This is a genomic window from Taibaiella helva (assembly GCF_003545695.1).
GTDB classification, from domain to species: domain Bacteria; phylum Bacteroidota; class Bacteroidia; order Chitinophagales; family Chitinophagaceae; genus Taibaiella; species Taibaiella helva.
On record NZ_QUZZ01000015.1, the window covers coordinates 103268 to 126204 of the forward strand.

Annotated in this window: 28 protein-coding genes; 7 read left to right on the forward strand and 21 right to left on the reverse strand. The window is 50.3% G+C overall.

Features of this window, described 5'->3' with window-relative positions:
• Positions 1–19: 19 nt before the first annotated feature.
• The 14 genes from DZC79_RS19095 to DZC79_RS19160 all read right to left on the reverse strand — a co-directional run bounded on the left by DZC79_RS19095 (position 20) and on the right by DZC79_RS19160 (position 6891).
• A complete protein-coding gene (locus tag DZC79_RS19095; RefSeq protein ID WP_118953221.1) occupies positions 20–460 on the reverse strand; it encodes a hypothetical protein in 441 nt (146 codons plus the stop codon).
• Positions 461–550: 90 nt separating this feature from the next.
• The gene (locus DZC79_RS19100; protein ID WP_157977279.1) at positions 551–988 is read right to left on the reverse strand and encodes a hypothetical protein; all 438 of its coding nucleotides are present in this window, start codon (positions 986–988) and stop codon (positions 551–553) included.
• A 46-nt stretch (positions 989–1034) separates the two neighbouring features.
• Positions 1035–1487, reverse strand: coding sequence for a hypothetical protein (locus tag DZC79_RS19105; RefSeq protein WP_118953223.1), 453 nt, complete (start codon positions 1485–1487; stop codon positions 1035–1037).
• Positions 1488–1510: 23 nt separating this feature from the next.
• Complete coding sequence (locus DZC79_RS19110; RefSeq protein WP_118953224.1) at positions 1511–1948, reverse strand: hypothetical protein; 438 nt, start codon at positions 1946–1948, stop codon at positions 1511–1513.
• A gap of 41 nt (positions 1949–1989) precedes the next feature.
• Entirely contained in the window at positions 1990–2427 is a 438-nt protein-coding gene (locus DZC79_RS19115; protein ID WP_157977280.1) for a hypothetical protein, read from the reverse strand.
• Positions 2428–2517: 90 nt separating this feature from the next.
• Positions 2518–2940, reverse strand: a complete 423-nt coding sequence (locus tag DZC79_RS19120; RefSeq protein WP_118953226.1) for a hypothetical protein — start codon at positions 2938–2940, stop codon at positions 2518–2520.
• Between the two features lie 112 nt (positions 2941–3052).
• The gene (locus DZC79_RS19125) at positions 3053–3493 is read right to left on the reverse strand and encodes a hypothetical protein (RefSeq protein WP_118953227.1); all 441 of its coding nucleotides are present in this window, start codon (positions 3491–3493) and stop codon (positions 3053–3055) included.
• Positions 3494–3540: 47 nt separating this feature from the next.
• The gene (locus DZC79_RS19130) at positions 3541–3984 is read right to left on the reverse strand and encodes a hypothetical protein (protein WP_118953228.1); all 444 of its coding nucleotides are present in this window, start codon (positions 3982–3984) and stop codon (positions 3541–3543) included.
• Positions 3985–4003: 19 nt separating this feature from the next.
• Complete coding sequence (locus DZC79_RS19135) at positions 4004–4444, reverse strand: hypothetical protein (RefSeq protein ID WP_118953229.1); 441 nt, start codon at positions 4442–4444, stop codon at positions 4004–4006.
• An 11-nt stretch (positions 4445–4455) separates the two neighbouring features.
• Positions 4456–4896, reverse strand: coding sequence for a hypothetical protein (locus DZC79_RS19140; protein WP_118953230.1), 441 nt, complete (start codon positions 4894–4896; stop codon positions 4456–4458).
• A 33-nt stretch (positions 4897–4929) separates the two neighbouring features.
• A complete protein-coding gene (locus DZC79_RS19145; RefSeq protein WP_118953231.1) occupies positions 4930–5364 on the reverse strand; it encodes a hypothetical protein in 435 nt (144 codons plus the stop codon).
• Between the two features lie 44 nt (positions 5365–5408).
• On the reverse strand, positions 5409–5849 hold the full coding sequence (locus DZC79_RS19150) for a hypothetical protein (RefSeq protein WP_157977281.1): 441 nt from the start codon (positions 5847–5849) through the stop codon (positions 5409–5411).
• 144 nt (positions 5850–5993) lie between these two features.
• Positions 5994–6434 carry a hypothetical protein gene (locus DZC79_RS19155; RefSeq protein ID WP_118953233.1) on the reverse strand — a complete coding sequence of 147 codons (441 nt, stop codon included), beginning with the start codon at positions 6432–6434 and terminating at the stop codon, positions 5994–5996.
• A 43-nt stretch (positions 6435–6477) separates the two neighbouring features.
• Positions 6478–6891 carry a hypothetical protein gene (locus DZC79_RS19160; protein WP_157977282.1) on the reverse strand — a complete coding sequence of 138 codons (414 nt, stop codon included), beginning with the start codon at positions 6889–6891 and terminating at the stop codon, positions 6478–6480.
• A gap of 1035 nt (positions 6892–7926) precedes the next feature.
• Between DZC79_RS19160 and DZC79_RS19165 the strand changes: the two genes are divergently transcribed.
• The 4 genes from DZC79_RS19165 (at position 7927) to DZC79_RS19180 (ending at position 10957) form a co-directional block, all read left to right on the forward strand.
• On the forward strand, positions 7927–8661 hold the full coding sequence (locus DZC79_RS19165; RefSeq protein ID WP_118953235.1) for a helix-turn-helix transcriptional regulator: 735 nt from the start codon (positions 7927–7929) through the stop codon (positions 8659–8661).
• Between the two features lie 39 nt (positions 8662–8700).
• On the forward strand, positions 8701–9126 hold the full coding sequence (locus DZC79_RS19170; protein WP_118953236.1) for a VOC family protein: 426 nt from the start codon (positions 8701–8703) through the stop codon (positions 9124–9126).
• A 143-nt stretch (positions 9127–9269) separates the two neighbouring features.
• Entirely contained in the window at positions 9270–9749 is a 480-nt protein-coding gene (locus DZC79_RS19175; RefSeq protein ID WP_118953237.1) for a GNAT family N-acetyltransferase, read from the forward strand.
• Positions 9750–9922: 173 nt separating this feature from the next.
• Positions 9923–10957 (forward strand): quinone oxidoreductase family protein, encoded by a 1035-nt coding sequence (locus tag DZC79_RS19180; RefSeq protein WP_198666951.1) that lies wholly within the window; start codon positions 9923–9925, stop codon positions 10955–10957.
• 116 nt (positions 10958–11073) lie between these two features.
• On the opposite strand, the gene DZC79_RS19185 is transcribed toward DZC79_RS19180, so the two are convergent.
• The 3 genes from DZC79_RS19185 to DZC79_RS19195 form a co-directional block, all read right to left on the reverse strand.
• The gene (locus tag DZC79_RS19185; RefSeq protein ID WP_118953239.1) at positions 11074–12321 is read right to left on the reverse strand and encodes a tail fiber domain-containing protein; all 1248 of its coding nucleotides are present in this window, start codon (positions 12319–12321) and stop codon (positions 11074–11076) included.
• 168 nt (positions 12322–12489) lie between these two features.
• A complete protein-coding gene (locus DZC79_RS19190; RefSeq protein ID WP_118953240.1) occupies positions 12490–13191 on the reverse strand; it encodes a LytR/AlgR family response regulator transcription factor in 702 nt (233 codons plus the stop codon).
• The gene (locus DZC79_RS19195) at positions 13188–14297 is read right to left on the reverse strand and encodes a sensor histidine kinase (protein WP_118953241.1); all 1110 of its coding nucleotides are present in this window, start codon (positions 14295–14297) and stop codon (positions 13188–13190) included. Before DZC79_RS19195 ends, DZC79_RS19190 begins: the two co-directional genes overlap by 4 nt.
• Before the next feature lie 218 nt (positions 14298–14515).
• Here DZC79_RS19195 and DZC79_RS19200 point away from each other — a divergent pair, with 218 nt between their 5' ends.
• On the forward strand, positions 14516–15295 hold the full coding sequence (locus DZC79_RS19200) for a CPBP family intramembrane glutamic endopeptidase (RefSeq protein WP_118953242.1): 780 nt from the start codon (positions 14516–14518) through the stop codon (positions 15293–15295).
• A gap of 51 nt (positions 15296–15346) precedes the next feature.
• On the opposite strand, the gene DZC79_RS19205 is transcribed toward DZC79_RS19200, so the two are convergent.
• Positions 15347–15781 (reverse strand): VOC family protein, encoded by a 435-nt coding sequence (locus DZC79_RS19205; protein WP_118953243.1) that lies wholly within the window; start codon positions 15779–15781, stop codon positions 15347–15349.
• 81 nt (positions 15782–15862) lie between these two features.
• Here DZC79_RS19205 and DZC79_RS19210 point away from each other — a divergent pair, with 81 nt between their 5' ends.
• The gene (locus DZC79_RS19210) at positions 15863–16369 is read left to right on the forward strand and encodes a DinB family protein (protein WP_118953244.1); all 507 of its coding nucleotides are present in this window, start codon (positions 15863–15865) and stop codon (positions 16367–16369) included.
• A 498-nt stretch (positions 16370–16867) separates the two neighbouring features.
• A complete protein-coding gene (locus DZC79_RS19215) occupies positions 16868–17581 on the forward strand; it encodes a response regulator transcription factor (RefSeq protein WP_198666952.1) in 714 nt (237 codons plus the stop codon).
• A gap of 707 nt (positions 17582–18288) precedes the next feature.
• On the opposite strand, the gene DZC79_RS19220 is transcribed toward DZC79_RS19215, so the two are convergent.
• Genes DZC79_RS19220 through DZC79_RS19230 form a run of 3 tightly spaced genes read right to left on the reverse strand, consistent with a single transcriptional unit; the run spans position 18289 to position 22216 of the window.
• Complete coding sequence (locus DZC79_RS19220; protein ID WP_118953245.1) at positions 18289–19389, reverse strand: SdrD B-like domain-containing protein; 1101 nt, start codon at positions 19387–19389, stop codon at positions 18289–18291.
• Positions 19337–21379 carry a hypothetical protein gene (locus tag DZC79_RS19225; RefSeq protein WP_157977283.1) on the reverse strand — a complete coding sequence of 681 codons (2043 nt, stop codon included), beginning with the start codon at positions 21377–21379 and terminating at the stop codon, positions 19337–19339. The genes DZC79_RS19220 and DZC79_RS19225 overlap by 53 nt, the downstream gene beginning before the upstream one ends.
• Before the next feature lie 21 nt (positions 21380–21400).
• On the reverse strand, positions 21401–22216 hold the full coding sequence (locus tag DZC79_RS19230; protein ID WP_118953247.1) for a hypothetical protein: 816 nt from the start codon (positions 22214–22216) through the stop codon (positions 21401–21403).
• Positions 22217–22937 lie beyond the last annotated feature (721 nt).

Sequence of the window (22937 nt, forward strand, 5' to 3'; positions counted from 1 at the left end):
TCCGGGGCATAAGCATTCATCAGTTAAAATCGACAAAGGTATTGCCGCCAATAGCCGTCCAGGTGCCGGTTACGGTTACACCGCCGCAGGCGCTGGGAAAAGTAACCGAAGTGGGGGAGCTGCAGGCAGATCCCAGGCCGCCACCGAATACACCGCCGGACAAGGCATAGAACTTAACGGCATCCCAGCCCCATACAGTAGTTCCTCCTGTAGTTACTGCTGTAATACCACCTTGCCAGCCTGGGGTAGTATTCAGGGAGGCCACGTTGTTGTAGGCCAGGGAGCCGAAAGCAGGCACAGTGACTTCGAAGCTTTGAAGCGTGCATTCGCCCGTATGGCCGGCATCATGTCCGCGGATGCTCATGTTGATCGGGCAGGCGGTATTGTTGGTGATAAATAAAGCCGCTTTGGCAGAAACGGCGGCCATGCAGAGCATGCCCAGTGCGAGAACCTTTTTCATAGATTTTGATGTTTAAACTGGATGATTGATTAAGAATGAAAAATAAAAATGAGCAAGGGAGTATAATATTCCGGGGTGACTATGCAGCAATCAGTTGATATCGATAACGACATTAGCCCCCGGAAGCCAGGTAACAACGACATTACCGGAGCCCTGGCATACATTGGGGACGGTTACTGTATTCGTTGTGGTGCAGGTAAGGTCTCCGACGGTGCCGCCGACGGTGCTCCCCTGGAAATTGAAAAGGAACGAACGCCAGCCCCAGCTGCCGGCTCCGCCCGCGGTCGTGGCCATATAGCCTCCGCCCCAGCCGGGAGAAACATTCAGAGAGCTTACATTGTTATATGCAAAGGAAGAGATGGGCGGGATGATCATCGGATTGGTATGCATCACGCAGCCCGGCACGTTGATGTCGTAGGCTACGATATAGCCCTCATAAGTACAGCTCGTATTGTTGTTGATGAACAAGGCGGCCTGTGCTCCTGAGGACAACAAGCCCATTAAGGCAATCATAAGGAAACGTTTCATGATCATGAATTTTAAGGTGGATTGGAAAATGCCCTCAGGGCTTTGCTTAATTGATATCGATGACCGAATTTCCGCCAGGGTTGGTCCAGATAACTGTTACATTATTTCCATTGCAGCCGCCGGGCATCGTTGTGGACATATTGCTGACACAGCTTCCGGTATTGCCGATTACGCCGCTGATGCTGGATACGGTGAAATAGAATTTGCTGGCGTCCCAGCCCCAGGCGGTGGTACCGCCGGTGAGTACGGCCGGACCATTGATCCAGGAGGGCGTTCCTGTGTTCAGCGTGGTGACATTGTTAAAGGCGATCGAGTTGTTTGCCGGTACCACAAACCAGTTGGAATGAAGCATACAGGTGGCGTGGTTGAAATCGTGCGCATAGAGCTCGATGGTCAGGTCGCAATCGGTGTTATTGGTGATGAACAGGGCGGCCCTGGCCTGGGAGCTGGCTGTAACAAGCAGTGCTCCGGCGAGCAGTTTGGGGAATAGTTTTTTCATAAAATGTTTGGTTTGATTACAGGTTAAGGATTAAATTCTACTAAAGTGTTTGTGCCGATCGCCGTCCAGGTAACCGTTACGGGATTGCCCGAACAGGCATTGGCATAAGTAAAAAAATAACCGGTAGCGCAGCCTGTAGGTGGTCCGACCTGGCTGCTCAGCATGGGAAAGGTAAAGGCAACTGCATCCCAGCCCCAGACGGCTGTGCCGCCTGCAGTGGAAGCAAGGGCGCTTCCCATCCAGCCGGGGCTGACGTTCAGGCTGGTCACATCCTGGAAAACGGCAGCCACGCCCGGGCCCAGCATGAATGTGTTGGACTGCAGTCCGCAGGTCAGGTGTGCAATGTCATGTGCTTTGATAATAACCGGAATAGTACAGGTCGTATTGTTCGACAGCAGCAGCGCTGCTTTTGCGCCGACCGTGCCCAGTGAACACAGTAACAGGATTAAGATCTTTTTCATTATTCTTCTTTTAAGCGTGAAAAGACAGGCAGTATAAGGCATCAATAGAAGAAGTCAGCGACGGTATTGGTGCCCACTACATAGAAATAGCCGCCTACATCGGCACCGCAGGGATCTTCCGCTGCATTGCTTACGCCCTGGGCGCAGGTATTGGGATGTCCTATGATCATGCTGCCGACGCCGTTATACTCCACCGCGTCCCAGCCCCATACCGCAGTACCGCCGGCTATAGTGGCCGTAGTGCCGCCCTGCCAGCCTGGTGCAGCGTTCAATGTGGTGACATCCGCATACATGACAAAATCGCTGGCGGCTATGGTGATCACATTGGAGCGCAGGGCGCAGGAGCTTGTATTGTTGGCATCATGCGCAAGCACCCGTACCTGGATCGTACAGTTGCTGTTGTTGGTGATGATCAGGGCGGCATGGGCTTGCATGCCCAATAAGGCCATCACAACAAAAAAGAGTAGTTTTTTCATCATTCGCTTTTTTAGGTTTTTGATAAATGGTATACGCTTAACGCTCCCGACAGAGAACATGAGAGGGCCTGGAGTATCCCATGTGGTGGCTTTTTAATTATATAGCTCCACCAGGATATTGCGCCCTGCAATGGTCCATTTCACATTCAGGTCGGCGCCGCAGGCATCTTTGACGACCCCGGTAGTTACTGTTGCACAGCCTGTTCCTACCTTCAATGTGCTGGTACCATTGTGAAAGCCCAGGGCATCCCATACGGCTGCCTTAGGATCACCAGCCACGGTCATTCCCTTTTCCCAGCCCGGGTTTTCGGCTACCTGGCCGGCATTATTGAATGCCATCGTTCCCATAGAAGGGATGGTCATTATTTTGGATTCCAGCTCACAGGCTTTACCTTTTTCACTATGGGCGTAGACACGCACCTGCACGGTACATTTGCTGGTATTGTTGATAAACAAGGCTGCCCTTGCAGCAGGGGCGAGGAGGAAGAGCAATGCTGCGGTGAATAATTTTCTCATAGTTCTATCTTTGATGTTACAGAAAAAAACCTGACAAGGATTGACCGGCACAGGAGCGATATACGGACAGCCTTATATCGCTCCCAATGATCCGGATCCTATACGAAAGCCCTTAGTTGGCTTCCAGCAGAATATTGCTGCCGAAAGGCTGCCAGGTTACGGTAGCCGTACCGCCGCAGGGGTTGGGTACCGACTCCAGTTGGTTAAGCCCGCAGCTGGTCACGCCTACAGTAGCGCCGCCGCCACCACCAGAAAAGAAGAACTTACCGGCATTCCAGCCCCAGGTAGTCGGTCCGCCGGCGATAGAAGCCATGACGCCGCCACCCCAGAGAGGAGCTGCTGTATTCAGCGTGGCCACCGTATTGTAAGACTCCGAGCTGTTGGGGCCCAGCGTAAGCACGTTGCTTTGCAGCCCCCAGCATCCGGGATGGGCCGGGTCGAAGGCGAATATGGTAATGTTTATCGTACAGTTGGTATTGTTATTGATGAGCAGGGCGGCCTTTGCCTGGGCGCCGAGCACAAGCAGCGAAGCAGCAAGAAACAGTTTTTTCATAAGCAGGTTTTTAAAAAGTTTGGGTTAAAGAATAGATGAACCCGGATTTAGTTGATGTCGATAAAAGTATTGCTGCCCATTACCGTCCAGTCGGCAGTTACGCTATTGGTGCCGCAGGCATTCGGCGTAGTAACCGAAGCCGTAGGGAAACAGCTGCCGGGATTACCTATTTCTGCCCACATCGTTCCGCCGAGGGAGACAACAGTGGCCGCATCCCAGCCCCATACGGCAGTGCCGCCGGAAGTGGTAGCCGTCTGGCCATTTATCCAGAAAGGATTCGTGGTATTAATGGTCGCCACATTATTGAAGGCGGCAGATGTGCCGGGGTCTACCTGCAGGCGGCCGGATTCCAGTCCGCAGATACCATGATTCAGGTCGTGAGCGCGTATAACCACAACCATGATGCAGCTCGTGTTGTTGGTGATGAACAGGGCTGCCTTGGCGCCCACGGCCGACAGCGATAGCAGTAAAGCGATAAAGAGTTTTCTCATAAAAATGGTTTTAAGTGAATTAAGGTGTGAATTCAACGATCGCAGTAGTACTATTGATAGAAGTCCATGTCGCGGTCACGCTGGCTGAAGGTACACAGCCGTTATCCGGTACCGTCAGCACGTCGGTGCTGAAACAGGCGGTGGTATTGCCGATCAGGCCGCCGAGGGAGCCGTTGAATGCGGCGCCATCCCATCCCCATACCGTAGTCCCTCCGGTGGTTACAGCTGTTTGCCCCAGCCAGCCCGGAGTCGTATTGAGGTTTGTCACATTATTGAATGCAGCGGAGGAATTGGGCAGTACGGTCACCCGGCCTGAGATCAGGCCACAGGTGCCGTGGTTCAGATCATGCGCATAAACCTGGACGTATACCGTGCAATCCGTGTTGTTGTTAATGAACAGGGCCGCCTCAGCCCCTGCACCGGGCACAAGAAGCGAAGCTGCGAGGATCATTTTTTTCATAGACAAACTTTTTAAATGATATCGAGGAAAGCATTACCACCTACCACGTGCCAGGCTGTCGTTACGGAGCTGGTACCGCAGGCATTTGGTGTCGCGAGCACGGGTATTGGGAAACAGCTTCCGGTTCTCCCTATTTGTGCCCACAGTGTGCTGCCGTTGGTGACGAAAGCGCCGTCCCAGCCCCATACCGCAGTGCCACCGGCTGTAGTAGCCATCTGGCCATTTTGCCAGCCGGGTAATGTGGTGTTGAGCGTAGCCACATTATTGAAGGCGGCAGATTCTCCGGCGGCCAGCTGCAGGCTACCGGATTCCAGGCCACAGACGCTATGGTTCTGATCGTGGGCATATATGGTGACGGTGACGCTACAATTCGTATTGTTGGTGATGAACAAGGCCGCTTTAGCGCCTATGGCCGGCAATGATAGCAGTAAGGCGATGAGGAAGGTTCTCATAAGATGTATTTCATGAGTGATAGCGTAAATGCATTAATTAAAGTCCACTATTGCAGCAGTGCTGCTGATGGAAGTCCAGGTAGCCGTTACGTTGGCTACAGGTATGCAGCCATTGGGTACGGTCAGGTTGTCGGTGGTGAAGCAGGCGGTAAGGTTGCCTATAGGGCCGCCGTTGGCGCCGTTGAAGGTGATGCCGTCCCAGCCCCATACTGCGGCTCCGCCGGTAGTTACGGCCGTTTGTCCCATCCAGCCCGGGTTCGTGTTAAGGCTCGCTACATTATTGAACGGAAGTGCCGTCATAGGTGGCACAACGATGCGACCGGAGAGCAGGCCGCAGATACCATGATTCAGGTCGTGCGCATAGACCTGGACAATTACCGTACAATTGGTATTGTTATTAAGGAAGAGCGCAGCCTTCGCCTGGGCGCCGAGCGCAAGCAGCGAAGCCGCAAGGATCAGTTTTTTCATAAGCTTTTTTTTAGGATGGATTTGGTTAAAGAAGGGGGTGATTTTTAATTGATATCGATGAAGGTATTGCCGCCGAAAATGGTCCAGTCGGCAGTTACGCTGTTGGTGCCGCAGGCATTCGGCGTAGTAACCGATGCCGTAGGGAAACAGCTGCCGGGATTGCCTATTTGCGCCCACATGGTTCCGCCGTTGGTGACGATGGCTGCATCCCAGCCCCATATCGCAGTGCCGCCGGCGGTGGTCGCCGTCTGGCCGTTTTGCCAGAAGGGCAGCGTGGTGTTGATGGTTGCCACATTATTAAAGGCAGTGGAGGCGCCGGGGTCCAGCTGCAGACGGCCCGATTCCAGTCCGCAAGTACCATGGTTCTGGTCATGGGCGTAGATCAGCACGACCATAATACAGTTCGTGTTATTCGTAATGAATAAGGCTGCTTTGGCACTGGCGGCCGATAACGATAGCAGCAAGACGATGAATAGTTTTCTCATAGCAATGGTTTTAGATTGGCTAACGGATAAACAGGCAGCCAGCTTCCGCTGCGGCCGTATCTCCACATCCTGCTTTGACCGTAGCGGGAGCGATATACAGTTGCCTGCAAATCGTTCCCGCCGGCCGGCCATACCAGGAAGCAGTTAGTTGGCTTCGACAAGAATGTTGTTGGTGCCCGGTAAAGGTGTCCAGGTTAAGGTTACGCTGGTACCGCAGGCAGTGCTCGTAACGGAAGCCGGTACCCCGCAGCTGGCTACGCCTACGCTGCCGCCACCACCACCGGTAAAGAAAGTTTTGGCAGCATTCCAGCCCCAGGTAGTCGGCCCGCCGGAAATGGACGCCATGGCGCCGCCATACCAGAACGGCGCTGTTGTGTTCAGGGTGGCCACCGTAGTATAAGAAACGGAGGAGCTGGGTCCCAGGGTGATCAGGTTGCTTTGCAGCCCCCAGCATCCGGGATGGGCCGGGTCGAAGGCGAACATGGTAATGTTTAAAGGACAGCCGGTGTTGTTATTGATAAACAGGGCCGCTTTGGCCTGGGCGCCGAGCGCGAAGAGTGAAGCGGCAAGGAGCAGTTTTTTCATAGTTTGGTTTTTATGTTTTAATAAAGGAAAACGAGCGTATGGTTTAATAAAAGTCAATAAAGGTATTCCCCCCGATGGTGTACCAGTCGGCCTGTACAGTCGTAGTCCCGCAACCGTTGGGCACCGTTATGGATGTGCTGCCGCCACAGTTGGGGCCCAGGTTGCCGCCAATGCTGACACCGCCGAAAAGCGCCGAATCCCAGCCGCTGCCGGTAGTGACCGCAGGACCGTTCTGCCAGCCGGGGCTTGTATTCAGGGAGGTCACATTGTTGAATGCCTGGGACCCAAAGGCAGCGACAAGGAAACGGTTGGATTGCATCAGGCAGGTACCATGGTTCTGATCGTGGGCCTGGAGTACGATGTACACATCGCAAGCCGTGTTATTGGTGATGAACAACGCAGCCCTGGAGCTTAGTACCAGCAAGGAGCAGCAGGCGATCATGAATAGTTTTTTCATAAGGACAAATAGAATTTTAAGGTTAAAAAATAAAACAGGCTTGAAGATGAAAGGGCCCCGCTAAACTGTGGGGTAAACGAATGCATTTGTCCGTGCGGTGTAAGCGCGAAGGAGCATTGCCCGGGACAGTCCGGGATACCTGCATGTCCTCTCTGCAAAGCATAGGCATAGCGAAAGCGCTTGTAGCAAAACAAGATCACCGGGGGCCATTAGCCATGCGCTGCCATAGCGATATGCCGATTGCGCCGGAAACTGCATGCTGCCGGAGCTGTCTGTGGCGCTGCTGCTGTAAAACAGGCGGGAACAGCGCCAACGCATCCGGGATGGGTATTGTTGATATTAAATGCTTGCGGTCAGGCCGGTTGCCGTATCCGTATAAGATACTTTGGCCTGTATGCCAGTCGGGACATGCCAGTCACGAAGTTCGCGGGGTGCACTGCGAAGAAGCAAAGGCAATTGTCCGGGAGCTGCTGCGCCCGGTTATTTTGGCAGAAGCTTGTGTGCTCCTGGTAATATAAATATAAATGTGCGGGGAGGCACCTGGAAGGATAATGGCGCGTTCATAAATTAGATGTTAGTGTTTGGTTGAAGGATATAATTGATATAACCAGTATTGAAAATAAGGGTGAAAACCTTAAATAACCAAAGGTTTCTTTACTAACGGTATTTTTTTTCTTATAAACGGTTTATAATACCTGAAATAACAAATGGAAATATTGAAGCAACGGACATAAGCTATGCTGCATAAAAGGATACCTTATCCCAATGAGCAACCGGAACAGCTGTAAAAATTAAGATTATCATGATAAATCCGGGGATAATGGCATGTGTACATGGAGCAGATGTTCGGTTCTGCTTGTCGTCAAAGCCGCGGGCATATTAATGCATGAACAGGCATCGCAGGTTGTGCAACCGCATACAGATGCGCACCACCGATTTAAGAGATAATAACATTGACTCCAGCAGGATATGCGGATGGGCAGAATGCCCGCAAAGCCTGCTGCTTTTGTATCTTTGAAGATGGATCGTTAAGCTATGAGCAACCATACCGATATGAAGAGGCTTACCCGCCTGAGCGCCATCCTGCTGCAGCTGCAGACCCGACGGATCGTCAACGCAACCGACCTGGCCGAAAAGTTTGCCGTGAGCGTGCGGACCATTTACCGCGATATAAGAGTGCTGGACCAGATCGGCGTTCCGATAGCCAGCATTGAAGGTAAAGGCTACTCCCTGGCAGAAGGATACAAAATCCCCCCGGTCATGTTTACAGAACAGGAGGCCAATGCCCTGATCACGGCCGGACAGCTGGTCAATCTGAACAAAGACAGTTCCCTGATCCGCTCCTATAACGACGCGGTGGATAAAGTGAAAGCAGTGCTGAACTATACAACAAAAGATAAAATAGCGCTGCTTCCCGGGCGTGTTGCGGTAAGCCTGGCAAGCCTGGAGCAGCCCACCAGCAGCTCCTTATCGGCCATCCAGGATGCGCTTACCAGCTTCATCGTGCTGCGCATGACTTACCTGGCAGCGGGTAAAAAGGAAAGTACGGAAAGGCTGATTGAGCCCTTCGCTTTTTATTACAGCAGCCGGCAGCAATGGACGCTGATCGCCTTCTGCCGGCTGAGAAATGACTTCAGGATGTTCCGGCTGGACAGGATCGTAACGGTTAATACTACCCATCTTAAGTTTTCACCACACCAGCTTAGTCTCCAGGAATATCTGCAGGAAAAAGAAATAAATTTCATAAGCCCTGACAAACAGTTGTCATAGCCTCCCTATACCTTAGCCGGACAATTAAATCAATCAGCTATGCATTTAGTATCCGTCCGCATCATCACTTCCAGGATAGAGGAGCTCGTCCGCTTTTATGAACAGGTAACAGGGGTAACAGCCACCCGGTATACGCCCGATTTCGCCGAAATAAAGACGCCAACGGCCACCCTGGCCATCGGCAGCACAAATACGCTGCAGTTTTTTGGCGGTGACGACATCGCCCGGCCTGTCCACAACCACAGTGTTATTATTGAATTCCTGGTCGGCGATGTGCAGCAACATTTTGAGCAATTACCTGCTGCAATAAAAGACAGCATAGTACAGGAGCCCACAACTATGCCCTGGGGAAATCGGTCTTTGTTGTTAAGAGATCCCGATGGTCATCTCGTGAACCTCTTTACACCAGTAACGCCAGAAGCCATTGCAAAGTTTAAGAACGGCTGGCCGGATAAGCTGGAGTGAGAAAGCCCCGATACCCATCCTCATCGATGGCGATAGGCAAACGATAGAAGAACATTGATCTTACATTTGACTTATAGTGGCCGGCACATGCAAAGCGTCACGAAAAACTTTATTACTTCATCCTCTATTAAAATACGATCACGATGCAACATCTGCAACCAAGCCTCAGGCCAACCGAAATCGCTGACTTAGCCGTTTTGTTTCAATTTCAGCTGGACAAAGAGGCGAATTATTTAGCCGCATTCACCTCAAAAGATCCGTTGGATAAAGAAGCTTACCTGGAAAAATTTACGAAGCATCTGAATGATCCGACCATCAATATGCAGACCATTCTGCTTGGCGACACGATTGTAGGCAGCATTGCCAAATTTGAAACGAGAGGAGATACGGAAATTACTTATTGGATTGACAAAAGTTACTGGAGAAAGGGAATTGCATCGGCAGCGCTTAAAAGCTTCCTGGCTATCGAAAAGACAAGGCCTGTTTTCGGCAGGGTTGCCTTTGATAATTTAGGTTCGCAGAAAGTGCTGGAAAAATGTGGTTTTATAAGGCTTGGCACGGACAGGGGTTTCGCCAATGCAAGACAAGCCGAGATAGAAGAATTTATTTACAGGCTCGGTTAACGGCTGCCAAATGGTGCTTGTTTGCTGCTGGTGCTAACACCAACAGTGGCGGGCAGCTCCGATATAGCGGGCGCGGGCATTCAGCGAGCCACCTGGGGCGGAGACTTTAGGCAGGAATAATTGCTTAAGGGGTATTCCTAGGCTCCTTGATGATCTTTTCCCAATTTTGCAGTATGAATAGCAAGATGATGAATGCGGTGGTCCAGGTAAGGAAAGGTAAAGTGGCGCAGGCATTTGAGACCAGAAAAGTACCGGTTCCCCGACCAGCTGCTAACGAGGTGCTGATACGGGTGGAAGCTTTTGGACTGAATTATGCCGATGGTATGGCGATCCGCGGGCAATACCGGGATGCGCCTCCTTTACCTTGTGTGCTGGGATACGATGTCTGCGGAACCGTGGTGGACAAAGGTCAGGAAGTAACAGCTATTGCTGTCGGCGATCGGGTTACCGCTATGACCCGCTTCGGCGGCTATGCGCAATATGCCGTTACGGATCAGCGTGCTGTGGTCAGGATAGACGCGGCTACATCGCTCACGGATGCGCTGGCATTGGCAACACAGGCTGCAACCGCCTGGTATTGCACCCGGGAAGCTTGTACCGTATATGCGGGAGAACGGGTGATCGTTACAGCCGCAGCGGGTGGCGTAGGATCGTTGATCGTGCAGCTTTGTAAGCTGCACCAGGCAAAAGTTTATGGCATTGTCAGCACAGAAGAGAAGGAAACGATTGCCAGGTCATTGGGTGCAGATGCTACGCTGAACCGCAGCAAAGGCGATGTGTTTGCGCAATATGAGCAGCTGGAAGGGGCCAAGGCGATCGACGTGATGTTTGATTCGGCAGGCGGCTCCTATATCCGGAAAGCAATGCGCAACCTGGCGCCCGGAGGCCGTCTTGTCGGCTATGGCGGAGCGCAGGGCAATGATGCGGGTAATATTTTTAAGCTGGTCTCCTTTGCGCTTTCTTTTGGTTTTTTTCACCCGGCGCCCTTCCTGCTCGACAGCCGCTCGTTTACCGGTGTCAATATGTTGCGGCTGGCCGATCACAAGCCCGCGCTTGTACAGCGTTGTCTCGCCATGGCCTCGCAGCTGTTCCGGGAAGGTTTGCTTCGTCCCCTGCCGGGCAAGGTATATCCCGTGACGGATCTTGTTACGGCGCATGACGACCTGATGAACGGTAAAGTTCCCGGCAAGATTGCCATCGCCTGGTAGCAGCTAGCGACAGCTTGATACAGGCCTGGCATGTACATTAAGTTCAGGCGATCTGCCAACCAGGTTCTTCGTTCCCGCAGGGGACGCAGCAAACGTTTGGATGGAAATATCAGACTTTATTCCAATGGTCCCTGCCGGGCGGCTGCAACGGCGGCCCGGTCGCCGGGATAGGCTTTTAGCAAAAGCCGTTCGATTTCTACGAGACGCTTATGGGTTGCAGCAGAAGCTTCCGTTGTATGCCGCAGTTCGGCTTCCAGTTGCTCTACACGGCTTTTCAGCGCTTCGTTTTCCGCACTCAGCTTCCTGCTGCGGATTTCCAGCGCCTGTATGGCCGCCATATTGACGCCGTCGATATCAACCGTATTAATGGTAGTGTCGTTCCCGATACCGTCAAGCTGAAACGCCGCATAGAAATCCTGCGCCATGGGGCCTATATGACGTTGTGTAGCAGGCTGGCTTTTATAGTTCCAGCTCGTCAGGGGTAACGCGGCAACTTTAGTTAGTATTTCTTCGCGGTCAAGCGTTTGAAAGTTCTCTTTTTTGCGCCGGTCGCTCAATGAAGACCATGAACCTCCTCCGGGGGAGAGCGCGATGCCGCTGGTGAGGTTCAAATTAGTAAAAAGTCGGTAGCCACCAACGAAGCGCATGGACATCTGGTTGTTCGCTGAACTGTATACACTGTCGCTGGTGAATCCTGCGCTGCCATCGCCCAGCACAAAGGAGCCGTTATGATTGGACCGCGCTGTTCTGCCGAGCGCGAAGCTGTACCAGTTCGAAGCGCGGTTGGAGACCCCGATCGCTACTGAAAATATTCCGCTGGAGGTTGAGGGCCCTATACTTACGGAACCGAAGCCGTAGGCAACAGCGTTCTGACCCAGGGCCATCGCCTGATCTCCTGCGGCAATGGCGCCGCTTCCTATGGCCACTGCGCCGGTATCCGTTGCCTGTCCGTTGAGCGCTACGCTGGCTAAGGCCGATGCTATGCTATAGCTACCCATCGCTACAGACTCGTTCCCGGAGGCAGTCGTATTGTTCCCGGCAGCAAATGAGCTGGTACCGCTGGCCCGGGTGTTTGTGCCGGCAGCAAAAGAGTAATTGCCTATATTGGAAGCATCCCAGAAGCTGCCGCCGCCGGCATCCAGGTAACCAGCCCGAAAGGCTGCTTTCGGCGCATACCACATCATGCGGCGCCCGTCGCCGCTTATGGGCGTTGCTGTAGTCGTAACTGCAGCGCCGGCAGCGGAGAAAAGTACGCTGCTATCGGTAACGTGCAGTCCTGCGAGCGGGTTCGTGGTCCCTATGCCTACCTGTGCCTGTGCCAATACCGGGACTAATCCCAGCATGGAAATAATGATGACTTTCATATGGTTTTTGGCTTATTCGTTTGTAGGGATCAAAAATACAATTATGAGCGGTATTTTGTTTTGATTTCAGGCAATGGCTGCAAAGGATCAACATCGTTGCGCAAATATTATTACCTGGTCTTCGTATAACTCCTGCCTCTGGGAAAAAGCAATAATGCCCGAAGCCGGCTACAGTCCAAGCTTTTCAAACAAGGATTGCTTGTAATTTTCCCCTACAGGGATATCCCCGGAAGACAAAATCAGCATATTTCCTTTTAACGCCTTAATCTTGGACAGGTTGACCAGGTAGGAGCGATGGACACGCCGGAACTTGTTTGCAGGCAGCATTTCCTCCAGCGCTTTGAGGTGCATCGAAACGAAGTGCCTGGTTTCCCCCTCGCAGAATATCCGGCAAAAATCTCTTTCAGCCCTTATAAAGCCGATATCTGCGTGCTCAATTCGTATCCATTTAGCATCCTGCCTGACGAATATATGGTTGGGTGAATCCTGCACCGGCTGTGGAAGATGAAGCGCTTTCCGTTCTATTGCTTTTTGTACCGCCTGGTAAAACCGTTCAAAAACAATAGGTTTCAGCAGGTAGTCAACCGAGTTGAGCTCGAATCCTTCCAGTGCAAAATGCGCATGGGCCGTAGTAAAGATAACCAGAGGCGGCCTGCGCAAAGATCTCAGGAACGCCGTTCCGGTAATGGCCGGCATCTGGATGTCCAGAAAGACGAGGTCGATGCTGGCTTCGTGAAGCGCGTTATAGGCTTCCGTCGCATCCCTGCATTTTTTTACAAGCAGCACTTCAGGGATCCTTTCGATATAGCTTTCGAGCAGGTTCCTTGCAATCGGCTCGTCATCAACGATAAGGCAGTTAAGTTTGGTCATAGCCGGATGATTAGGTTTACGGAATAGATACCATCTGAAGCCGAAGCTTCGTACCGGTAGTTGTTCTTGTAATAGAGCTCCAGCCTTTTCTTCAGGTTGCTGATGCCAATGCCTCCGGGTTCAGGCTGGCTCTGCCCGTCCCTTACACAATTCCTGATAGTAAACCTGAGCCAACCTTGTAGCAGGTCGATAAAGATGTCGATACAGGAATGCTCCGAATCACGGTTATGCTTAAAGGCATTGTCAATTAACGGCATCAGCAAAAGGGGAGCGATACGATAATCATTATGGTCAATATTGCACCTGAAATGCACCTTGGTTTCGTTCAGCCTTACCTTTTCCAGCTCGATGTAATCGTTCATGAGCTTCAGCTCACGTTCAACCGGCATCAGGTCTTCATTGGAATCGTATAGCGTATAGCGCAGCAGTTCGGAAAGCCTGGACACCAGCCCTGCTGATTTCTCCTTTTCGCCGCTGAGAATAAGCCCGTAAATGTTGTTCATGGCATTGAACAGAAAATGCGGATTGAGCTGTGCCTTTAAAAAGCTGAACTCCAGCTGCAGATTGTCTCTCGCCAATTCGAGTGCGCGGATGTTGTTCCTGAATGCCTTGATGGCCATCTTTATGCTAAATGGAATACAAAGGGCGAACAGCAGGAAGATAGGCGTACCCAGGCCCAGAATCCTTGTCAATACGATGTTGATGAGCCCCCGGTCCAGGTAGGCAGCATATGCAGTATGTTCCTGGTGCAGCAGTCCGATACATGCCTTGCATGCACCGATGATCGACAGCTCAAAATAGGAATCCAGCACCGTATAGCAGGTCAATGCCACTACCAGCAATATAAAGCAGAGGATATAGCGTTTTTTGGGCAGGGTTGCCGGAAGGATAAGGTAAACCGCAGTATAGTAGAACAGCGCTAAGGCAATCGTACCGGCCAACGTCAGAAGCACATGGGTTTTCGTTGGCAATGCGCTGTACACGTTGAACGAAATGTGGGCAAGATAGAGCCTGGTTCCCAGAAGTACTGTCCAAAAGAGCAGGTGCAGGCTTACCCTTATCGCCCGCTTTGAATAGGCATATTCGATGGACGTTGAGGTCTGCATGAGATAAATATCAGCTTTTCCCTTTGGTGCAGCAAATAATAACGACAGTTAGCCTGGAATCGCCGACCAAACCCGGCAATTGACCGACAAACGCTTTTTGCGACGGACATATTTCCCTTATTGCCGGAACAGGGGTGTCTGCCTGTTTCTTTTACTGGTCTGCCGATTAAAGTTGCAGGTGCGCCTTAAGTTGATCTATTTGCAGAAAATCAATAGGCATGAAAGCAATAAAATCTTTATTATCTCCCTGGATGAAGGTATTGGTCTATTTCCTTATTTTATGGTCAGCCACAGCTGTTGCGGGAACAGTTCCAATGCTCAATGATTTCCTGTTTTTTTTCCTTGTCGCCCTTTTTTTAAGTTGGGTATTCCTTAAGGCAGAAAACAGCACACTTTCTTCGTTAGGATTTTGGCCAAAGGATAGAACAGCTGCGCGAAATTTTTTGAAAGGCCTTGGCATTGGAATAGCCATGCTGCTCGTCACCTTCGTCCTTACTGTTTGGCTGACACAGGACGGTTGGAAAATAAGCACCCATGTTGATCCTGTTTTTATCGTCATCACTTTTTTAGGATGCCTGTGGTCTGCATTTGTACAAGAGTTCATTTTCAGGGGGTATCCTTTCCAGGAGCTGCTGAGGAACTACAGGGTATGGATTGCTCAGCTGCTGATCGCTCTGCCTTTCGGGTTGATGCATGTCAGCCGCGGCATGCCGGCCGAACAAATCACTATGGTTATGTTTTCCACCGGAACAGGCTCCGTCCTGTTTGGTCTGGCATTCATAAAGTCGGGAGACCTGATGTTCCCTATTGGCCTTCACCTGGGCTGGAACTATGCACAGGAACTGATTCCACGCACAGCCGGGGGACAGATAAATGCATTAGTTGTTTTCAAAGAAAGTCACAAGGACTATAATGCGTTCCTCCTGTTATTGCCATATTTTTTTGTAATGATCGTCACGATTATTTTAATCCGGAAATTCCCTTTCCCGCGGCGTTGAGATACACTTTGGCGGTATACTACAGCCGGCGCGGACTTGTATTGCCTCTAATTATCCGTTATAACCGGGGTCGAACTCTATAATCCATTCAATACCGTATTTATCTCTGAACATGCCGGCATAGGTACCCCAGGGACTGTCGCCGATAGGTCCTTCAACCGTGCCGCCTGCGGATAATCCGTTGAATATTTGCTCTGCTTCTTCGCGGCTTTCAGCAGCAACATGTATTTTAGACCGGTTCTCGTTTTCGTCTACCCGACCCATAAATCCGGGGACGTCATTGGCGATGAGCACATTGTTTTTGCCAACAGGCAGACATATGTACATGATCTTGTTTGCATCGCCTTCTGCGATCGGGAATTCATTGCCCGCGAGATCTTTGAAACGGACAATCTTTGTAAACGCTCCACCAAAAACGGATTTGTAAAAGGTGAATGCTTCTTCGGCATTGCCGTTGAAATTGATCCAGGGATTAATTGCTCTCATAAAGATGGTTTAATAGTGTCAAATTTCCTGTTTCTTTCGTTATTTCTCCCGAAATTACATCATTCAATTAAGATCAATGTCATGATGGAGTCCTTTGAGGCATATAAAAAACGTATCCTGGACTATGTAAAAGGGAGGAATCCCCTGGAGCTGCAGGCGCAAATGCCGGATATCCTTGAATCCCTGCTAAAAAGCATTCCGGCTGAAAGATTGCTGATCAATCCCTCGCCTGGGAAATGGTCTGTTACAGAAATCGTAGCACACCTTGCCGATGATGAATTGGTGGGTGCATATCGGATACGTACCATCCTCAGCAGGCCGGGAACCGATATACAGGCGTTCGATCAGGCGGAATGGGCTATCAGGGGAAAATATCAGAAAATACCGGTAGCCGACTCTTTGGCATTGTTTAGACGTTTGCGACAGGCCAATATACAATTGTTCGGCTTGCTGGAACCGGCGCAATGGGATTATTATGGTATTCATGCGGAACGCGGTATAGAAAGCATACGCGATATTGCATTATACTACGCAGGGCATGATATCAATCATTTGATGCAGATCAAAGAGATGCTTAAAGATGCTTAGGCGTTGTCAATAAAATAAACAACCGCCCCTGGTGCTCAAAAAAGCTGCTGCAGCGGCATATATAAACGAAAAAAAGCATTCCTGAGAATGCCTGTGCGCGCCTTGGGGTATTTGAGTTTTAAAATTTAGCGGCTCGGTTAAGGCGCAGTTGGGAAACAAGGGCTATTTGCTTCAAATTCATGGTTCCAGTTCTCCAAGCCTTAATGCTCGTTGTCACGCTAAGCTAAGAACTTACTTCAAGGATGGCTTAATGTCATTTGGTGTTCCCTCTTCTGCAGCCAACAATATATATGGCAATCCCAACGTGCCAACAGGTTTTACTATGTTTCGGGAAGCATGACGCCAGTTGATGATGACTAGTCCTAAAAATCGATACAGGATTAAAGAAAAACCAAGAAAAGGGCTGTCTGGAAAAATACAGGCAGCCCCTCTTTGTTTGTTTTCATGGTTTATCTCTATATCGCTATAAACCATTTCGCTTTGTGGTCACCTTGTAGGGTGAAAATAGCTGTAAGCACAAGAGGGATTGATTCTGTCGGCAAAAAAAGCTGGTATTTTTATAAAAAAGTGAAAATGGTAAGCGTTAGCGTCATTGATGACAATAAAATGATTCGGGACAGCATAACCCAATTGCTCGCCTTACACCGTGACGAGTTTGAAACCGCTGGTGTATATGAATCTGCGGTTGCTTTCCTGAATAGCTTGATCATCCGGAATCCGGGTCAGATACATATTCTGTTGCTTGATATTGGTCTGCCGCGCTTGTCTGGACTTGACGCTATTCCCCTTATACTCGAGAAGGTGCCAGACATCAATATCGTTATGCTCACCACTTATGAAGAGGAAGACGTAATCTTGAAAGCACTGTGCTCGGGGGCTTACGCCTATATTTCCAAACGATCAGGTCTGGATGATATTATGGCAGCATTGCGTATTGTAGCAACGGGTGGGTCTTACATGTCGCCGTCCATCGCCCGCGAGATTGTCAATCACCTGATGGGTGGACATGTCAGTAAAGCCTCCATACTTAGTGAAAGACAAAGAGAGATACTTCAAAAGCTGGTGGATGGGAAGAGCTATCAGACTATAGCTTCTGAACTCTTTCTTTCAGTAGAAACGACTCTGTATAGTATAAAAAAAATATACAAAGTTTTGCACGTTAATAATAAAACGGAAACTATTGCGCAATATCTACGTGGCTTTATCCATTAAAATGTAGGCTGCATTACGCTGATTCATATGGCAAGTATTGCTATTTTTGCGTAAAACTGTATTTATACATTGCTTTTAAAGCTTGATTTCCTGCTAGCAACATTGCTGTTTCCGGCTTATCCTCTTTTGGCACAAGGATCAGGATTCGTATGTGCGCCACCGACCTGTTTGTTTAGCAACTTTCCTGTCAGAGCTAGCAATATTTTATCGAATGTTCTCTTAAAGGTAATCAGGCTTACGGGAATCGTAGTTCCTGACATCACTGGATCGGCCCATTGGCATTCTGAGAAATAGCCGGATCGGGCAAAGCATTGGTGTTATTTGGCTTGAGCTGCCACAGTTGCTTCAGTAATCTGCACTGCCCCCTTACACTTAAAACTACGGTAAGTACCCCTAAATCCAGATAGTCGTAAATTAGAGCTTTCTAATTTCTTTGTGTCTATAAATCCTGGAGCCGAAAACAAAAATTAATCAAACCTGTCAGATTAAGTATTAGCGATTACACATTAAATACCTACGCAGCCATAGCACCTTCCCATATCGAACGTTCCAAAAAAATTGGAGGCGACTAAAAAATAGCACTCTACTTTTTAGTCGCCTCCAAATAAACCAGGCCAGAAAAGGGTTTCAACCAATTTTAAGCACCATCTTTGGCCACATTGTCTAAAAGAAAGGAATCGTATTAAGTTGGTTCCGGAAACATCCGGCTATTTTACCTTGATTACCTTTGTCCAGTATTTCTTTTTCCTATCCCTATCAATGAGATTGATATAGTAAGTGCCATTTGTATAAGCCGTAAGATCAATCTCAACCTGATGACCTTTAACTTCTCGAGTAGTCAGAATTCGTCCTTCTGGTGTTAACAACTGTATTTGATCTCCATCTGATAGTTCGCGAATAGTAATCCTACTATTTGTAGGATTAGGGAACACCTCAATATCCTTATTTTTACAATCAATCATCACAGGCAACACTCGGCTATAGCTGTAACGGCTATCAATGTCCAGCATTTTAAGGCGATAATAATGTTTACCAGGAGCAGGGTTTGTTTGTTTATACACATATGATGTCACATTATCAGTATACTGCAATATTGCTATCTTTTGATAGCTGGCGCCATCTCGGCTCTCTTCAACCTCGAACCGGTCAAAGCCAATAGCGTCTGCAATTGCCCATTTAAGTAATATTTCGTTGCATTCGTTCGGCAATGCCACGAAATGCAGCAATGTTAATGGCAGTGGGGTTGTCCAATTAACAGTATATGTAGCCGGAACCCCTTGCAGGCCTGCAGCATCAATAAAAGTATAATTGAATACTATAGATGTAGTGCCTGAAGCAATGTCTGAATAGGAAAGCAATGAAGGGTCGAAACCGGTGATTTGCTGGTTAAGGGTTACTGCAAGGCCGTTGTATAGCACGACAGCATTAGTTGGCAACTGGGTGATCACAATGGTATTGGCATTGCCGAGACTACCATCTTCAGGATCACTTCCCTCAACGTCCTGGCTAATAGTGCCTGCCGGAATAACCGCACTGGTCGGACTGCCGATCGTCTGCGTTTGCGAATTTGACACAGGGGGGCGCTCTATGCCGAAGTTAATGTCTGTTATTGCAGTAGTGGTTATTGTTACGGAGGTAAGGCCGTTGCCAGGGGTGGCGTCTGTGGAGCTCACATGCTGATAACCCGCTGGTGGCGCTACGCCAACTACATAGTTGCCAGGTATCTGGCCGGGGAAGCTATAGTTGCCATTGGCATCAGTAGTAGCGGTGGCCAGCACCGTAGTACCGTTGGCAGCATACAGGGTCACGGTAGCCGATATTGAAATGATGGTTCTCGAACAGATCGGTAAAGCCGCCGCTGGCCATAGCGCCTACGCTAGGAAACTTGAAGGTGCCCAGGTAAGCCTGGAAAGGCTGGTAGCGGTTGATGTAATAATCGTTGTTGATCTGCGCTGAAAAGTAGGCGCTGTATAGCTGTAGCAGATAGGGACGAACTTTCTTTCGGGTATAGGCCAGGGCTTTCCTGGTGCTGTCTTTTTGCAGGTGCGCCTTTGCTTTGGCGTCTCCGGGGCTCAGCAACTTGCCGAGGAAGGACGGCGTTTCCCTTCCATCGATCTCTCTGAGCAGGGCAGCAAGGCTGTCGCGCCGTTTCTGTGCGGCCAGGTAGTCCTTCAGCCAGGGGCTTTGCCCGGTTGGTGCTGTGGGCCATACCTGCGGCGGAATATCGCTCTGCGTATCCCGGTGTACCTTGCCGCCCAGCGTACTGGTCAGCGCCAGCCGCTCATCCGGTAGCCAAGCCGGGTCTTGCCAGCGGACATAGGCCGAGTCCAGCAGCAACAGGTGGTCACCTGTTTTCGCAGCGCCGTTTTCATCGCCAAGAGGTTTATAGTATATTCCATAGGGACGGGCCAGGGTATCCTTATGGTACAGGCTGTCGGCGGGGTAGCCCGAGCGGTAGACGAGCATACGACCGGGCAACAGGGCCGCTTCGGTATGATCGGCAGTGCCAGAGGTTAATGGTGTATAGCGCAGCCGCGCGGCATCGAACCAGACGATATCGCTGCGCCCCCTGCGGTAGGCGGAGAGCAGGAAGCGGTCACGTTCTGCGGCATCGAGGGTGCCGGCTCCGTCCAGGCCATACAGGGTGCGGTCGTCACGATACTGCCCCCGCAGGTCGTAATGTTCCAGTTTCATTTTGCCTTTTACCGGCCGCAGCAGGTAGAGGCCACGGCTATCGCGCTGCCAGCCAATAAGCGGATACGGGTCGTCGCTATGGCTTTCCAGCCAGGGAGGCATCTGGTATAACGTAAAGGGCTTCAGGCGTTGTGTCGTATCATACAGGGCTTTGAGGTCGGCGAGATATACCAGTCGCTTATGGTCGCGCTGCAGCACGAAGGCTGCCTGCTGCCTGTCAGGGCTGTATTGCAAAGCCTGCAGCCGGCCTTTGTATTGCCGTTCAAGCCGGGCTGCGAGAGTATCAACGGGATGGTTGTCGTCTATACGCTGCCGGTAAAGGGCCAGGCATTGGCTGGTGAGCGTATCCATCCGGCGCTTAGTGACCAGGCGCAGGGCGCGGGCCAGGGTCTTGCCCTGGCGCAGCTGGAACAGGACTTGTTTCGTGGCATCCTCCTGGTAGCGTTGTCGCAGAAAGTTGCAGAAGGCCTGCCCGGCCTGTGCCAGCGCTTTATCCGCTACCTGCTGCCAGTCGCTGGGAGGCTGCTGCAGCACAGCGGCAAAGGCTTCTTCGTCGCCCAAAGGCCAGTCCTGGGCAAAGAAGCGGACGGCGCCCTGCTTGAACCAGGCAGGCCACAGAAGGCGGGCATTGGTGAGCTGCTCCTCCGCATCGCTTTTGAACTGTTCTTCCCAGCTCAGTCTTACCCAGGCTTCGGTCAGCTGCTGCCGGAAGGTCTCATACGAACCGCCGAAGGCAAGCAGTACCCGGTCCCCTTTCAGCTGTATCGTCGGAAAGGTCTGCAACTGGCCATCATTACGCCCGATATTGGATTCGTAGAGTTGGTCTATGGAGGGATAGAAGACCAGGTTGGGCTTGTTCTTCAGGGTGATGCCCATCTGCCGCTGCACGGCTTCTTTGATATCGGGCAGCTGCACCGAGGCAAAGCTGGCCAGGCTGTCGTAGCCGGCCGGGAAGTACAGGTGAAAGGCCTCCGTATGCAGGCTTTTCCAGGTATACTTATGGTACTGGAAGCGGTTATACACGGCCTGCTGCTGGGCACGGATCGCCGCAGGCAAAAGTGCCAGCCCAAGCAGGTATAGGATAAAATTTACGGGTCGTTTCATGGATCAGTCATAAGGCCGAGATCACCTCCACCGTTTGCCGAGAGCCAAGCCAACAAAGAAAGAAGCCTGGTAGGGATAGGCCTTGCGTTCGGCCATGATTTCGATCTTAGAAGTATAAAAAGCGGCATTGCCGCCGATCAAAATAGTTTTCACAAAGGCTTTCGGTTTCTCGGGTTCTATGGCAAAGGCCAGCTCGGCAAAGAGTCCTGGTATATATTTTATTTCACCCAGCCCCTTGCTCCATTTGCTGCCGCTCTGGATAAAGCCGGGTTGCAGGAAGTGTTCGGCGTTGGCGGCAGCATATCGCTCCGTCTGGATATGGGCTGCAGGATCTGGGGTATAATCAACGTAGATCAGGTCGAGGTAATAGGGCTTCAGCAGGGCCAGCCCGGGTCCTGCGGTATAACGCAGGCTTACCGACAGGTTGCCGTCGAGCAGGGCCGGCAGCAGCATCTGCTCCCGGCCATAGCCCAATTGTATGGTATAAGCCGTGTTGATCTTGCCGAAGATATAGGCGGTACGGCGCCCCAGGCCGGGATACAGGTCACGGATCTGCTGCTGCCTGGCTTCCTTTTCGTGTTTGATCTCCGAGAACCAGAGCTGCCACAGCACTTTCTTGCCAGCGCTTTTCTGCATCACGTAGCTAAGCCCACCGCTCCAGCCATTGGTGTTCAGCCGGCCGGCCAATGACAACGCATGGTTAAAGTCCGGGTCCAGGCCCCATTCCTGGATATGCTGCTTCCATTGCTTAAGTTTGTTCGTTTTACGTCGCTGTCTTTCTTTAAAATTTTCTAGCTTATCCTTGCTCCAATCCCCAAAAATCGTCTGGGCGTGCAACGAGCACTTTGTGACACATAAAAAAACCGCAATTAAAATAAATCCAAATCGAGACATGGACATTACCTGGTCTTTAGTCGATGTAAAATGCTATCCTTATCAAACCAAACTGTGTCATTAAAATTGTACGATTGTCTATACTTCTCTGACGAAACAATAGAAGTAAATGTATAATACCCCTTAGAAATCGATAAAATAGTCGTTACCGTTTTAAAAGATTTTACATAATCCTCTTCACCAGGTTCAAATGCTGTTGTACTCTTTAAGAGAAGCATTTCATAGGTGCAAGGATTAGCCCATTTTACACTGTAAATTGACGTGTCATTGGTGTTACGAAAAATCTCCGTTTGTGTATCGTCGTTTCTGAATATTTCAGACCATGCATTTTGCTTTGTAGAATAAAAGTAGAAGTGCCCAACCTTGATTTTTTCAGAACAATGGTTTTCATGCTTCTGCGCAAAATTAATACCCCCTTTTAAAGATAAAAGAAGGCTTAATAAAAAAGCCTTCTTTAAATGAATTAAACTGTTCATTACTCGTTTTGATTTGCTTCGTAAAAAATCTATACTTAAAGGTCATATTGATGTTAGTACAACCATTTGTAACCCCTCCTAAAATTCGGACTATTTAAAAGTATGATTTTTTACCTTTAAATAGTCAATATGAAAAAGTCCCAATTTAGCGAAGCGCAGATCACGCATGCGCTCAAAGAGTATGAAAA

Bases quoted from the DNA above. Each gene is read 5' to 3' on its own strand.
- DZC79_RS19180 (WP_198666951.1), top strand. From the start codon at position 9,923: ATGAATAGCAAGATGATGAATGCGGTGGTCCAGGTAAGGAAAGGTAAA.
- DZC79_RS19095 (WP_118953221.1), bottom strand. From the start codon at position 460: ATGAAAAAGGTTCTCGCACTGGGCATGCTCTGCATGGCCGCCGTTTCT.
- DZC79_RS19210 (WP_118953244.1), top strand. From the start codon at position 15,863: ATGATGGAGTCCTTTGAGGCATATAAAAAACGTATCCTGGACTATGTA.
- DZC79_RS19155 (WP_118953233.1), bottom strand. From the start codon at position 6,434: ATGAAAAAACTGCTCCTTGCCGCTTCACTCTTCGCGCTCGGCGCCCAG.
- DZC79_RS19190 (WP_118953240.1), bottom strand. From the start codon at position 13,191: ATGACCAAACTTAACTGCCTTATCGTTGATGACGAGCCGATTGCAAGG.
- DZC79_RS19150 (WP_157977281.1), bottom strand. From the start codon at position 5,849: ATGAGAAAACTATTCATCGTCTTGCTGCTATCGTTATCGGCCGCCAGT.
- DZC79_RS19115 (WP_157977280.1), bottom strand. From the start codon at position 2,427: ATGATGAAAAAACTACTCTTTTTTGTTGTGATGGCCTTATTGGGCATG.
- DZC79_RS19195 (WP_118953241.1), bottom strand. From the start codon at position 14,297: ATGCAGACCTCAACGTCCATCGAATATGCCTATTCAAAGCGGGCGATA.
- DZC79_RS19165 (WP_118953235.1), top strand. From the start codon at position 7,927: ATGAGCAACCATACCGATATGAAGAGGCTTACCCGCCTGAGCGCCATC.
- DZC79_RS19105 (WP_118953223.1), bottom strand. From the start codon at position 1,487: ATGAAAAAACTATTCCCCAAACTGCTCGCCGGAGCACTGCTTGTTACA.
- DZC79_RS19130 (WP_118953228.1), bottom strand. From the start codon at position 3,984: ATGAGAAAACTCTTTATCGCTTTACTGCTATCGCTGTCGGCCGTGGGC.
- DZC79_RS19205 (WP_118953243.1), bottom strand. From the start codon at position 15,781: ATGAGAGCAATTAATCCCTGGATCAATTTCAACGGCAATGCCGAAGAA.
- DZC79_RS19175 (WP_118953237.1), top strand. From the start codon at position 9,270: ATGCAACATCTGCAACCAAGCCTCAGGCCAACCGAAATCGCTGACTTA.
- DZC79_RS19135 (WP_118953229.1), bottom strand. From the start codon at position 4,444: ATGAAAAAAATGATCCTCGCAGCTTCGCTTCTTGTGCCCGGTGCAGGG.
- DZC79_RS19200 (WP_118953242.1), top strand. From the start codon at position 14,516: ATGAAAGCAATAAAATCTTTATTATCTCCCTGGATGAAGGTATTGGTC.
- DZC79_RS19125 (WP_118953227.1), bottom strand. From the start codon at position 3,493: ATGAAAAAACTGTTTCTTGCTGCTTCGCTGCTTGTGCTCGGCGCCCAG.
- DZC79_RS19120 (WP_118953226.1), bottom strand. From the start codon at position 2,940: ATGAGAAAATTATTCACCGCAGCATTGCTCTTCCTCCTCGCCCCTGCT.
- DZC79_RS19140 (WP_118953230.1), bottom strand. From the start codon at position 4,896: ATGAGAACCTTCCTCATCGCCTTACTGCTATCATTGCCGGCCATAGGC.
- DZC79_RS19225 (WP_157977283.1), bottom strand. From the start codon at position 21,379: ATGAAACGACCCGTAAATTTTATCCTATACCTGCTTGGGCTGGCACTT.
- DZC79_RS19185 (WP_118953239.1), bottom strand. From the start codon at position 12,321: ATGAAAGTCATCATTATTTCCATGCTGGGATTAGTCCCGGTATTGGCA.
- DZC79_RS19170 (WP_118953236.1), top strand. From the start codon at position 8,701: ATGCATTTAGTATCCGTCCGCATCATCACTTCCAGGATAGAGGAGCTC.
- DZC79_RS19110 (WP_118953224.1), bottom strand. From the start codon at position 1,948: ATGAAAAAGATCTTAATCCTGTTACTGTGTTCACTGGGCACGGTCGGC.
- DZC79_RS19160 (WP_157977282.1), bottom strand. From the start codon at position 6,891: ATGAAAAAACTATTCATGATCGCCTGCTGCTCCTTGCTGGTACTAAGC.
- DZC79_RS19145 (WP_118953231.1), bottom strand. From the start codon at position 5,364: ATGAAAAAACTGATCCTTGCGGCTTCGCTGCTTGCGCTCGGCGCCCAG.
- DZC79_RS19100 (WP_157977279.1), bottom strand. From the start codon at position 988: ATGAAACGTTTCCTTATGATTGCCTTAATGGGCTTGTTGTCCTCAGGA.